Here is a 13,857-nt window from a genome sequence, read left to right as displayed (position 1 = left end):
CAGCCCTGATCTTCTCTTTTCGTAAACAGCTTGTGAGGCTCCAGGACTCTGTTTTAATTTTAGAAGATGCCGGAAGGATATCCTTCCGGCATCTCTCTTTTCAGCAGGGCAGTTGGCGGTGCCGGGGCATCGGGCCCTGGCACCAGGGCCTCCACACCACCGTGGCCGCCGATGCCTCGTTGTCCTCGGGCCTCAACTCCAGGGACAGAGCAGTTACCGCCGCCCGGTTGACAAGGACGCCCTGGGCACAGGCATCCACCTGCCCGGCCAGCAGCAAGGACCGGGATTGCCCGGAGGGGATATCCCCCAGCTCGTAGCTGCCAATCCAGGGCTGCCAGGTGCCGCCGCCGTCGGGTGACACCATCACCCCATTCAACTCCGCCGGCAGTTGGTCTGTCACTACCGCTTGCAGCGCCGTTTCTGGCCCCAGGTTGGTCACCTGAAGCACATAGACCAGCGTCTGACAAGGCTGGACGTAACCTGGCGCCCACTTGCTCAACTGTAGATCCGTGCCGCCCGCGATGGGTACCACGCTGGTGGATGAGTTATTTGTGGGATCTGGATCCGGCGTAGTGCTGGACACGACGGCCGTGTTGGTGACACTGGTTCGGGCCTCCACCGCCAATCCACCCTGGATCAGGAAGGACCGCGCCCCACCCTCCGGCAGTTCTCCAATAGGATAGCTCCCGCTCCAGGGGCCCCAGGTGGCTCCGCCATCCAAGGAGAACTCTACATTGGACAGCTCCGGCGGAGTGATATCCGCCAATATTACCCCTTGGGCAGTGCTCGGCCCCCGGTTGGTCACCAGGATAGTATAGGTCAAGCTCTGACCGGGCTGGACCGGGTCCACGGGCCCCGTCTTGACCACCGCCAGGTCAGCCGTCTGGAGCACCGGAGTCACATCAGTGGAACTGTTGTTGCTGGGGTCCGGGTCCGGGGTAGTAGAGGCCACCACCGCTGTGTTGACCAGGGTATCTCCCGCAGTTGTGCTTACAGTGCCCCGCAGCAGGACCGAGCGGCTCTGTCCGGCGGGCAGGATGCCCAACCCATAGGGGCTGGACCAGGGTGCCCAGGTGGCCCCGTTATCCAACGAGAACTCCTGTCCCAGCAGGGCGGCCGGAACCGAGTCGGTCAGAATCACATTCTGTCCGTCCGAGGGGCCGCTGTTTCCCACCGTGATGGTGTACTGGAACTGCTGGCCGGGCACCGCGGGAGAGGTCCCGCCCTCCTTTACCACACTCAGATCGGCGGACTGCTCCACCTCCACCGGTGCGGTATCCGTGTTGTTGTCCGGATTTGGGTCCGGTGTAGTGCTGGATACTACCGCGGTGTTGGACAGGGGGCCAGCCTGGGCCGAGGGGGACACTGTCCCTCGGATAAGGACTGTCCTGTTGTCCCCCGGCAGCAGGGTACGCAGCGGATAGGGGCTGGACCAGGGTACCCAAGTGATCCCTCCGTCCACGGAGAGCTCGGGCCCCAGAAGGGCACCCGGCGTCTGGTCCGCCAGTTCCACGTCCTGGGCAGCGGAGGGGCCCGCATTGGTCACTATCATGGTATAGACCAGGGGCTCCCCCGCCCGAACCGCCACCGGCAGCCCCGTCTTGACCACCGCCAGGTCAGCGGAAACGTCTACCGGGATCCGTACCGTGTCACTGTTGTTGCCGGGGTCCGGGTCCGGGGTGCTGCTGGACACGGTCGCGGTGTTTTCCACCAGGCCCTCCGCGTCCATGCTCACCGTCCCCCGGATGAGCACCTGTATCTGCCGCCCATTGGCGATGGTCCCCAGGGCATAGCTTCCCGTCCACGGCTGCCAGCTGGCCCCGTTGTCCAGAGAGAACTCCTGCCCCAGCAGAAGGGCGGGCAGCATATCGGTGATCTGGCCATCCACCGCCGGGTCCGGGCCCAGATTTTGGACCAGGATAGAATAAGTCAGCAACTGACCATGGATAGCCGGATTCGGGGAAGCGATCTTAGTTACTGCCAAGTCGGCGGCAGTGTTTACTGGGGTCAGCTCCGTGGCTGTGTTGTTGGTGGGATCTGGGTCTGGAGTGTCGCTGGTAATGGTCACGGTGTTCTGGATGGTCTCAGCGGCATCCGCTCTCACCGTCCCCCGGAGGACAACGGTCCGTGCGCCGCCCGCCGGCAGGGTGCCCAGGGACAGAGACCCGGTCCAGGATCGGAAGGTCACACCATCCAGAGAATACTCCCCGTTGGACAGCTGGTCAGGTAGGGGGTCGGTAAGGCGGACGTTCTGTCCGTCCGCCGGCCCCAGATTGGAAACTTCCACGGTATAGGTCAGTACCCCGCCCGCAGATACCGGACTGGGCGCCCCGGTCTTGGTAACCGCCAGGTCGGCGGCCAGGTCAACGGGTGTAATATCCGTGGAGGTATTGTTACTGGGGTCCGGGTCCGGGGTGGGACTGGTCACGGCAGCCGTGTTGACAATGGTCTGGCCGGCCGCAGGGCTGACTACGCCCCGCAGCAGCACCACTCTGGCCACCCCTGGTATCAAAGTCCCCAGGGGGAGAGTTGGGCTCCACGGCTGCCAAGTGGCTCCGTTGTCCAGCGACCACTCCAGGCCGTCCAGTCCAGCGGGCTGCTGATCCTCTAAGGTGACATCTACCGCACTGGAGGGGCCGGCGTTGCCCACCGCGAAAGTATAGGTCACCCGGTCCCCCGGACGGGCGGGTTTGGGAGCGCCCAGCTTCAGCAGAGACAGGTCCGCCTCCTCCCCCACCGGCACCTCCACGGTGTCTGTGTTATTGGACAGGTCCGGGTCAAAGGTAGGAGAACTGACTACGGCGGTATTGACGATGCTCCCTGTGGCCGCTGGGTCCACGGTCCCGCGGATCAACACTGTGACGCTGTCCCCTGCCGGGATGTCTCCCAGAGGGGTCGAGCCGGTCCAGGGCTGCCAGGTGCTTCCCCCATCCATGGAGAACTGGGGGGACAGCATCTCTTGGGGGACTGTGTCAGTGAGTTGGGCATCCTGTGCCGGGTCGGGGCCATTGTTATAGTTTTTGATGCTGTACGTCAGCGGTCCCCCCGCAGTAGCGGGATTGGGGTCCGCCGTCTTGGTCATCTGCAAGTCCGCTGTGGGCTCCACCACTGTCCGGGGGCAGATGGCCCCGTCGTTAAAGGAGGCAAAAAAGGTGGTGGAGAAGGGCACTCCTACGGCAGTGTTGCCACTGTGGGTATAGCGGTATACCGTTCCGTCGTTGTTGGCGATGGCGTAGACAGTCCCGGTGCTGTCTATGACCACCGCGCCGAAAGACGCATTTGGATTGGGGGCGGTGGTGGACAGGGCCGTGACCTGGCCAGTGGTGGGGACGATTCGAGTGAGCACCCCGTTGCGCTGCACACCATACAGGTTTCCGTCCGCCGGGTCGTAGGCCCAGTCACTGATGTTGACCGCGGAGGACAAGGGCGTGCCATAGTTTGCCGCCTGCTCCACATAGCCCGCTCTGGGGTCTACCAGCTTCAAATAGGTGGCCGAACCGGGACGCAGATCCACTGTGTAGTAGCGGGCCGCGTCATTGATATACAGGTAAAAGAATCCGGCCGCGTCAAAGGTCCCGGTGTTGTAGCCGGCAGCCGGCATTCCGTTAGGGCGAGTCAGTTGGGTCAGGGTCCCGTCCCCATCTACACGCACCAGGTTGTTGGTCGTCTGGTCATAGCCATAGAGATAGTTATCCAGGGGACTGTACCCAATGGCGTTTACATCGTGGGCTGGGTCTACCGCCCCGCGCAGCACCGACTGCCCCGTGACCAGATCGATGTCGTACCAGTTGGTGGGCCGCCCTACAAACTGAATCATCCGGCTGGAGCAGGGCAGCGGCGCGCTCAGGGCGTCGTGTCCGAAGTTCTGTCCGGAGATCTCCGCATTGGATTCCACTTGAGCGGCAGTCACGGTAACATCCGCTTTGCGCGGAGTATTGGAGTGAAGATAGCCCGCCGGCTGTGGAAAAGCTGAGGGCGGACATGAGGTGGGTTGGACCACCGGCTCATATATCGTATAACTGCCGGCGGCCGCCACAGAGAAGGAATAGCGGCCAAAGGCATCGGTCTGCACAGTAGTACAGCTGCCTACGGCCCTGTATAATGTCATGGAAACGCCGGGGATCCCCGGTTCGCCCCCGTCAAACTGACCATTTCGGTCCAGGTCGTCATAGACGACCCCGGTGATGGTGGCTGGCATTTGAAATACATCTCCCTGTTAAAATTGGCGGCTGAAAATTGGCCTACGCCGCCACTCCATATTATGCCATGACGCCTTCTTCGGGCACTTGGACCGGGTATTCGAAGGCTCCCGCCTCAGAAACGGCTTCAAAAGGAGCGATCTTTTTTCCTGCCAGCAATAGCCCAGACTCTATTTTCTCCTGAGCAATACACGATGGATGAAATGCCCTCTCACATGGAAACATCTTTTCATGTAAGAGAGCGTTTTGTCGTTCCAGGGCACAAGGTTCCTGTCCCTTTGGTATGTTTGGTATCAATTTGCAACATCAGCCCTGCGAAAGAGGATACGAACCGACCCTGAACGGTTACACTAAGAGGAAACATGGAAAGGAGCGGGACATGAAAAACAGGAGTATCAGCGGAGAGCATCTGATCCGGTTTCGGAAGCGGCTGGAAGATGAGGAGCGAAGCGCGGCGACGGTAGAGAAATACCTGCGGGATGTGGCGCAGTTCGCGTCCTTTCTGGCGGGCGGCGTAGTAACCAAGGCCTCCGTTGCCCGGTGGAAGGAGCGCTTGCTAGAGGAGGGCCAGTCTCCCTCTACGGTGAACGGCAAGCTGACGGCGCTGGACCGCTTTCTGGCCTTTGCCGGCTGGGCGGACTGCCGGGTGCGTCACCTGAAGCTGCAGCGGCGGCTGTTCCGGGACTCGGACCGGGAGCTGACACGGGAGGAGTACGGCCGTCTTGTAGCGGCGGCGGGCGCGGCCGGAAAGGAGCGGCTGGAGCTGCTGCTGGAGAGCGTCTGTGCCACCGGGGTCCGGGTGTCCGAGGTAAGATATCTCACTGTGGAGGCCGCCCAGCGGGGCAGAGCAGAGATATCTCTCAAGGGCAAGATCCGTGCCATTCTCATCCCTGGCAAGCTGTGCCGCAAGCTGCTGAAATACGCCAGGAAACAAAAAATCGCCTCCGGTGAGATATTCCTCACCAGAGGCGGAAAGAGCTTATCCAGGAAACAGATCTGGGCGGAGATGAAGGGGCTCTGCCAGAAAGCTGGGGTAGCCTCCTCCAAGGTCTTTCCCCATAATCTGCGCCACCTATTCGCCCGAACCTTCTACCGGGCATGCCGGGACGTGGCCAAGCTGGCCGATGTGTTGGGCCACTCCTCCATTGAAACGACCCGTATCTACCTCATCTCTACTGGCGCCGAGCACGCCCGCGCCTTGGAGCGGTTGAGGCTGGTGTCCTAGCCTTATAGACAGAATCAGCCTTCTGTCCCAAAAAATTGAGAGGAAAAGGCTGATACATCCATTACATAACAATAATCATATCAGGGGAAGGCCGAAAAAGCAAGTGTTTTTGCCTTCCAAGGCATGAAAATCAGGACCGACGAATCCATTTTTTCGCCGGCCTGTGTTTCCATGCCCATGATTTGACAAAAAGTCGCTCTCCAGAGCGGCTTTTTTATTTTTTCCGCCCCATGAAGCGGCTATTGAGGACAAAAGGGCCGCTCTCCCCGACCTTATCCAGAACAGAAGGCTGATTTTGTCATCCTTCCAAGTGTTAATGGACAAGGCAGCATTTTTAACACCTTATCCTATTATGACAGAAGGCTGATTCTGTCCCGAAGGTCAAGAAGCCCTTGTAGGCTGGGCCTTTTTGTCCCGCGCGGAAAGGGGATGAGGATATTCGGAAAACGATGCATCAGTTGTGTCGGCAAACGGGCCGTGAGGAACTACTGGATCAGTGGCACCCCACGAAAAACTTGCCGCTGACGCCGGACACAGTAAGTGGCGGGAGCAGCCGCCGGGTCTGGTGGCGGTGCGGGAAGGGGCATGAGTGGCAGAGCGCCGTGTACGCCCGGGTGAGCGCGGGGGCCGGGTGCCCCTATTGCTCTGGGAAGCTGGCCGTCCCCGGCCAGACCGACCTGGCATCCCGCTTTCCGGAGGTGGCTTTCCAATGGCACCCCACGAAAAACGCCCCTCTCACCCCGGACCAGGTGCTCCCCGGCAGCCACAGGCTGGTCTGGTGGCTATGCAAAAAAGGGCACGAGTGGCAGGCCGTGGTCAAGTCCCGGACAGCCGGCAGCGGCTGTCCGGTGTGCAGCAACCGGGTAACTGCCCCTGGGGAGAACGATCTGGCTGTTACCCACCCGGAGCTGGCCGCCCAATGGCACCCCACGAGGAACGGGTCGCTGAAGCCTCAGGAGGTGACGGCTGGGAGCCGCCGAAGGGTATGGTGGAAATGCTGTCGGGGGCATGAGTGGCAAGCCAGAGTCCTGTCTCGATCCTTTGGGGGCACAGGCTGCCCCTACTGCGCGGGCAAGCGGGTAATCCCTGGGGAGAACGACCTGGCCAGCCTCTACCCGGAGGTAGCCGCCCAGTGGCACCCAATGCGGAACGGCGCCCTGGCCCCAACTCAGGTGTCGCCGTACAGCAACCGGAAGGTGTGGTGGCGGTGCGAAAAGGGCCACGACTACCAGGCGGTGGCGGCGGCCCGGACCATGGGTGGAAGCGGCTGCCCCTACTGTGCAGGGCGGAAGGCGCTGGCGGGCTTCAACGACCTGGCTACTCTGGCGCCGGAGGTGGCGGCCCAGTGGTACTGGACGCTCAACGGCAGCCTAACGCCGGAGCAGGTGACGGCCGGGAGCCGGCGGAAGGTATGGTGGGAGTGCCCCTATGGACACGTGTGGAAGGCGGCCATCTACTCCCGGACGGGAGAGCAGCACAGCGGCTGTCCCGTCTGCGCGGGCAAAGCCCGAAGCCGGCGGGCCCCCGCCCCCGGCCAATCAGTCAAACAGCGGCACAGGCCGCATTTGAACCTATGAAACACCTTAATACGCAAGGAGGAAATGAGTACATGAAGAAACGATTGACAGCGATCCTGCTCACTCTGGCGCTGGTCCTCTCCCTGGGTCCGGTGTCAGTCTGGGCGGCAGGCGGGAGCGGGCTCTCGCCGGATGATCCGATGGCGGTGCCGGAGGAGGGCATGGTCATCGACGGGACTGCCTATAGGGGGGTCTCGAGCGACTGGCTTTCACGTGTTAATCCGAGTGGAGACGAGATGTATTTCTCCATCAAGATACCGAGCAGCGTGACGACTATTGGTTCGGGTGGTACGGTTGGTACGAATGTATTTTCGAACCTCGGAAAATCCAAAGTCGTGATCGACTTCTCCGAAGCGACCAGTCTGACCACCATTGAAAGTCAGGCGGCGATGGGTGCGCCCATTATCGGCGTACTGGATTTATCTAAGACAAAGGTACAGACGATAGAAAAGAGCGCCTTCAGCAGATGTACGGGTCTGACCGGCGTGATCCTGCCCGATACCCTTGAGGTCCTGGGGGCGGCTGACGGCAGCAGCGGCAGTGTTTTCAATGGGTGTTCAGGGCTGGAGTTTGTCCGCACAGCGAACAGCGAGGAGAGTACGGTCTTTGAACTGCCGGACAGCCTGAAAGCCATCGGAAAGCAGACTTTCAAAGATGCCTTTTCCGCCGGAATGGATGTGAAGGTCGTTATCCCAGAATCTGTGGAGACCATCGGCAGCGAGTCATTCTACAGCGGACGCATCTCCCAGATCGTGGTAAAACGGCAGGGAGACGGCTGGAGTTCGAATTATTCCGGTTATAACGGTAAGGCGTTCCATACCGGAAACAGCAACCTGCTGATCATTTTTAATGATGGCGAGAGCTATCTGGATTACAAAGTTAACTGCAATCCAACAGGCACTTCCAGAAATGCCATGACCCATCCCCTGACGATTCGATTTGGCGACACAGGTATTCAGCAGGAAAAGCTGAACTATCAGTCTATTCAGTATACCCGGATTGAGGGTACTGACTTTTGGGAGAAGGATACAGCATATACACTCCCCACTCTGGATAATACACCGGATGAAAAGCTTGGCTACGATATACAATGGATGTTGGGCAGCAGCGCATTGACAAACACGGGGAAAGTGGATACCAATCAGACAAACCCGCAGGCCAAGGTGTCCTATTCCCTGCAAAACCCCACAGTCCAGTTTTCGGTGGACGGCGTCGCTCAGGCAAACGGGAACCTGACCGTAGAGCTAGATGACCAGGAACACACCGCCGGGGTACTGGTGTCCCATCCGCTGCTTCTGGAAGAACAGGGCAGCACGGAAGATGAATATGTCTACTTCCAATACTGCTGGTGGGACGAGTACGACCAGACCCCAAATGGCCCGCGCAGCATTGCGGAGCCAGATATCTTCTCTAACAGCGAGGGAAGCGGCATCCTGAATCGTGTAAAGACAAAACGTTCAGAAATTCCCATTGAGAGTAAAGACCATGAGAGAATCAGCCCCAACCAGTACATGGTAGAGATTTACGGCTATATCGTCAGGAATGGTGGAGAGCCAAAACTCTTCTATAAATCACATTATAATTTTATCGACTTCGGAAGCGACAACGATTACGAGGCGACAGTAACCAATTCTTACGTTTTCCAGGTGACGGTCATAGAGCCCAAGACCATCACGATTGAATCCCAGGACATTACGGCCTATACCGGCGGCGACTCCATCAACGACGACTCCTTCCCCACGGCCCGCTACAAGGTGACGGGTGCGGAAAACGTCACCTTGGGTGAAATCGTTGTCACTGGCAAAGCGGGCGTAGAGTACGTCCTGTCTGACATTGAGGAGGGAGAAATCGTCCTTCTGCCCTGGCTGGAGGAGGGCTTTGTCCCAAAGGCAGAGGCAAACGCTCTGTCAGACAACGAATATGATACTGTGGAAGATGACGGCCAGGCCGGCAAGTACGAGATTGTTGCCACCAACCTGAACGAGCTCACTGTGAAAACTAAGGACGGGGACCCGGTGGATATCGACTTCTACCCCGGCACCCTGACCGTGCGCAGCGTATCCGATCCGGACAAAGTTCTGGACAACACCGTAGACATTGCTCAGCCCGTGGTCCACAGTGAGGACGGCGTGGATACCGACGACGGAATCGCTGTGGCCGTGATTCCCGATGGCGCGCATTTCTATACCAACGGCCAAGAGGACCTGGGCGTGCTGGGCACGGATACAACCGATCCCGACGCCAACCCACAGATTGCCCTGCTCTTTGACAATATTCTCGAACGGGACGCTGCGGCCCAGGCCGACACGCAAGCGTTGTTGGCAGAGCGCGCGGCTGAAACAGGCCATGCCCTCACAGAAAATCAGTATGAGTTCAAGTATCTGGACCTCATCAACGAGCACGACGGCAACGCCTGGGTAAGCACAGACCGGGATATCACCATCTTCTGGCCCTACCCCGAAGCGGTCAAGAGCAGTTACAACGACTACACCTTTAGCGTCCTGCACTTCGAGGGTCTGCACCGGGAGTACCAGATCGATACAGCGGAGGACATGGAAAAGCTGATCGATGACTCCAACGTGGTTTCGATTTCCGCCGCCAAGACAGACAAGGGCGTGAAATTCACCCTGAGCGGGGACACTGCTAACGGCAGCTTCTCCCCCTTCGCCCTAGCCTGGACGAAAGAGAGCGGCGGCAGCTCCGGCGGAGGCGGCGGCACCACCCGTTACACCATCACGGCCAGCGCGGAGGATGGCGGCTCCATCAGCCCCAGCGGTTCCGTCCGTGTTGCCCGTGGCAGCGACAAGACCTTCACCATCCGGGCGGACATCGGGTATGAGATCGCCGACGTGCTTGTGGACGGAGAAAGCGTGGGGGCCGTTCGCTCCTACACCTTTGAGAACGTCCGGGAGAAGCACACCATTCAGGCCCAGTTCCGGGCTGTCAAGCCGGTGGCTGACCCTGACCACACCGGCGTATCCAACTGGCTCAACGCGGAGGACCACATGGCCTATCTGACCGGATACCCTGACGGCACCTTTGGCCCCAACCGGAGCATGACACGGGCGGAGGTGGCCCAGATGTTCTACGCCCTGCTTCTGGACCAGGATGTGAAGCTTACCGTATCCTTCTCCGACGTGCCCACCGAGGCGTGGTACGCCAAGGCGGTGAACACCCTGGCTTCCCTGGGTATGGTGGACGGCGTAGGCGGCGGCCGGTTTGACCCAGACCGGGCCATTACCCGCGCGGAGTTCACTACCATCGCCATGGGCTTCGCTCACAGAGTGAGCGAAGGAGAAGCCGGCTTCTCCGATGTGTCCGAGAGCGACTGGTTCTATCCCTATGTGATGAGCGCCTCCCAATATGGATGGATCGGCGGGTACAGCGACGGCACCTTCCGCCCCAACAACACCATCACCCGGTCGGAAGTGACCACCATCGTAAACAATATGCTGGCTCGGGCGGCAGACAAGGACTATGTGGACGCCCACGCCGACAGCCTCCGTCAGTTCCCCGACGTGGCCGAGGGCTATTGGGGTTACTACCAGATCATGGAGGCTGTCAACAGCCACAACTATACCAAGTCCGACGGCATGGAGGATTGGACTAGGTTGAAGTAACAGCGCCCATCTATCCCCTGCCCGCCTTCTAATTAAGGAGCACAAAGGAGGGAACCGTTCCAACTGGAACGGCTCCCTCCTAAATTTAGATAAAATTTCACTATCGCTGACTTTTGCCACAATTACTCCCACTCGCCGAGTTAAATCCGTTTCTAAACTTTTTTGTATAGGGGATTTAGTTCGTCGTGGTTTTATTTGATGCAGATTATCCTTATCCTAAGGTCTATTCGGACTTTTGCTATCAAAAATCTATCCAGGCCATCCTATCAGGGGTTTTGCTTGAGATGCACGATTGGGTGGCTTAAAAGTATTGTAGCATAGTTTTTCTCAATCTTCAATTGAATCCGCAAAAAATCCATCTGTGTAAAAAATATGATCCAGTTCATCATTGCTCATAGCATGTGATACTTTATCTCGGATGGCACTCTTGGACATATCGAGTCGTTTAAACCGCTTATTCTTAGCTGCATCCTCGCTCATGCGAATCAACTGAATCCTGCCAACACCTGGATTCTGTCTTGCATATTCTGCAAACCCTTTCGCTTTTCCAAGATTATCTTTGTAGGCAGGATTATGTGGTTCCAGAATATCTATTACATATCCGAGCACCTTATCAGTTCTTACAATAATGATGTCTGGATATGTAGGCTTCGTTTCACCATCCATCTCATAAGGAATACACAAGGCCCATGAGCCTCTGGACGGGTTCCGAATCCAACAAACAAAATCCTTTCTCCCTTGTTCCTCCTCGAGGACACCCGATTCCCAAGGATTTAGCTTTAGCTTCGCTATCCCAGTATCTTCACTTACAAAAAGATGGTCCCTATATTCTTTTCCTCCACTTTCGTGGGGAACTTGAATTGTTTCCGGCAAACGGAAATTGTGTTTGCTGACTACATCTCCATCTGATACGACTCGGTCGTATTGCCTCCGTATATCCTCTGAAGTGATGGTTGCGAAATACCTTCTATAATCATCATTCATGCGGTGGAAGCGAGCTTCGGCATATTGGTGTAATTTAATCATGCATTCGTCATCGGCAACAAATAGAATAACATCCACTTTAAATCCACTCGGATCAGCATCGTCCATGTACTTGTTGCCATAAAACATACCAATGCCTTCATTCCCCAGCTTTATATCCGCAATTCGGAATTGACGGTCTATGTCAGTGTCTGTCGTAGTAAACAGATCGTGCACTGAGTAGTTGTCAACCGTTTCACCAAAGGCATCAAATATCTGCGTAGCTAATTTGAACTGTTTGACTTGCAGCACTAGGTCTTCATATTTTTTCTTGGCCTTCAAATCTTGTACATAAGTATGGATCATGTCAGCGATTTCAGATTGTACCTCACGGATAGCTTCTCGCCACAGTCTAGACATAGTAAGTAGGTGCGCCATTTTATATAATGATTTCAAATAATTACTAATCCGCAACGACCGTACATTGTACGACAACAGACCTGAATCATTTATGAACTTCATTACCGCTTCCCTGTCAAATAAATCCGCAGGAGTTTCGCTTGTGGAGGAATCAGGGCCTTCCATCATAGCTGGTGCATAATCACTCACAGAGGAGCTATCAAAAGATGTCACATTATCAATATGTGTTTCAGGATTTGGCTGGTTTTCAGCACCTGATACTGGCTGCACCTGATTGGATTTCTGCAGCTCTTGTTGTGGCTTTTGAATAGCCGGTTCTACTCTCATCGTAGAATTGGGTCTATCAGAAGTTTCGGTACTTACAGGATTGGCGTTCTGATTCAAATCACTTTTCGCCGGATTACGCAATAGTCCATCCAATGTCAGCTGTCCTGGACAAGGAGTTGATTTGCCCTTTTTTCCGGATTTAACCGTAAGAGTATCAAATTTTTTCCCCGCCGTAGACTCCCCAACAATATCTGCTGGGATTTCGCCACCTTCACTGTTTTGGAGCGCCTCTACAATATCCTTAACAGTATCCTCGTTAAAATAAGGTAGATAAAGATGAACATCATTTAAGACATCATCCACCTCAATGTGCATCTGCATAGGCGTTCTTATCATACGCCCAAGAAGCTGCGCGATATACGTTGCATCATTGGCATGCTTAAAAGACATCATGGTTTCTGCACGGGGACAGTCCCAGCCGGTAGACAGGTTTTCTTTAAAAAATACAACACGAATGTTACGGTCGTCGGCAATACGAGACGGCTCCTCATAACGGACATCAAGGCCATTTACCTGAATATTAGCGGCTGCCTGGCCAAAAGTATGAACAACTTGGCCTGCCTCAAACTTAACTCCTGTTCGTTCCTCGATTTTGCTAAGACAATCATCCAAGTCCGTGTCCGTCAGTTTTTTCCCGCTACCGTTTAATACCTGCACAATCAGAATCGGATTGACATAGGCATAATGCTGCTCATAGCAATACTGTGTCCAATGTTCCCATTTTTCTTTCCAGTCATCCGCTGCTGCTTGTAGGATCGCCATATCATTGTTAACGGCATCCTCTTCGGGATATGTAATAACGATTCTGTCCTTTAGAAGGCCTGATGCGCGTACTTCATCCGCTGTAACAACACATTTGTGAATCGTAGAAGCAGTTCCCTCTACCAACGCATTGAATCGCTGAGGCGTTGCAGACATACCAATTACTACCGGCATGGGCGGGATACCATCCACACTGCTGCCTTTGATAAACTTTTGCATGATGGTAGTAGCCTTGCTGGCCTCTTTTCCTTGCATACCCCGATGTGCCTCGTCGATGACAAAGTAAAGTCTGTCGCTTTTATCACGCACGGAATTTGCAATAGTCTGCCAGATAGTATAGGTACGCCCATCACCATTTTTGGTTAGCTTCGATGTTGCAGAGAGCTTCTGTGTATTTAGGAAATAGATATGACCATCATCAAATACTTCTTGGTCAAAAGAGTTCTCGCTGATCGTAACACACTGGCCAAGCCGAATTTTATCCGCTTTTGCATCAATTTTTTGCTTAGACTGCTCGTTCAGCTGTGGAGAGTCAGATAACCATACAATAATGGAGCCGGGTTGTTCTACATAGTTTTCGTCGCCAAAGAAAATACTTTCAATCAGAGACGCCATAATAATCGTCTTGCCCGCGCCAGTAGGCGCAGTAAAGGAAACTACTTGAGGTGCGTGGGTTCGATGATAACTGCCCATAGCTTCCGCTGTTTTCATACGAATATCAGCGAGGGCTCTCTTCTGAAAAGGAAATAATTCAACTCTCACCT

At 56.0% G+C, this 13,857-nt stretch carries 5 protein-coding genes; 3 read left to right on the top strand and 2 right to left on the bottom strand.

The window, feature by feature from the left end; all coding sequences use genetic code 11:
• Positions 1-100: 100 nt before the first annotated feature.
• Positions 101-4,198 (bottom strand): DUF6923 family protein, encoded by a 4,098-nt coding sequence (locus H8S11_RS01840; RefSeq protein WP_186851979.1) that lies wholly within the window; start codon positions 4,196-4,198, stop codon positions 101-103.
• Positions 4,199-4,578: 380 nt separating this feature from the next.
• On the opposite strand from H8S11_RS01840, the gene H8S11_RS01835 reads away from it, so the two are divergent.
• From H8S11_RS01835 to H8S11_RS01825, 3 genes are all read left to right on the top strand, one after another.
• On the top strand, positions 4,579-5,424 hold the full coding sequence (locus tag H8S11_RS01835; RefSeq protein WP_147571420.1) for a tyrosine-type recombinase/integrase: 846 nt from the start codon (positions 4,579-4,581) through the stop codon (positions 5,422-5,424).
• A gap of 449 nt (positions 5,425-5,873) precedes the next feature.
• Positions 5,874-7,001, top strand: coding sequence for a zinc-ribbon domain-containing protein (locus H8S11_RS01830; RefSeq protein ID WP_207721876.1), 1,128 nt, complete (start codon positions 5,874-5,876; stop codon positions 6,999-7,001).
• A 32-nt stretch (positions 7,002-7,033) separates the two neighbouring features.
• Complete coding sequence (locus H8S11_RS01825; protein WP_186851978.1) at positions 7,034-10,621, top strand: S-layer homology domain-containing protein; 3,588 nt, start codon at positions 7,034-7,036, stop codon at positions 10,619-10,621.
• A gap of 327 nt (positions 10,622-10,948) precedes the next feature.
• Here H8S11_RS01825 and H8S11_RS01820 read toward each other — a convergent pair whose 3' ends face one another.
• Positions 10,949-13,855 carry a DEAD/DEAH box helicase gene (locus H8S11_RS01820; protein ID WP_186851977.1) on the bottom strand — a complete coding sequence of 969 codons (2,907 nt, stop codon included), beginning with the start codon at positions 13,853-13,855 and terminating at the stop codon, positions 10,949-10,951.
• Positions 13,856-13,857: the final 2 nt, after the last annotated feature.

It is taken from the genome of Flintibacter hominis, assembly GCF_014287965.1.
Taxonomy (GTDB): Bacteria; Bacillota; Clostridia; order Oscillospirales; family Oscillospiraceae; genus Lawsonibacter; species Lawsonibacter aceti.
This window is presented reverse-complemented; position numbering and strand designations above follow the sequence as displayed.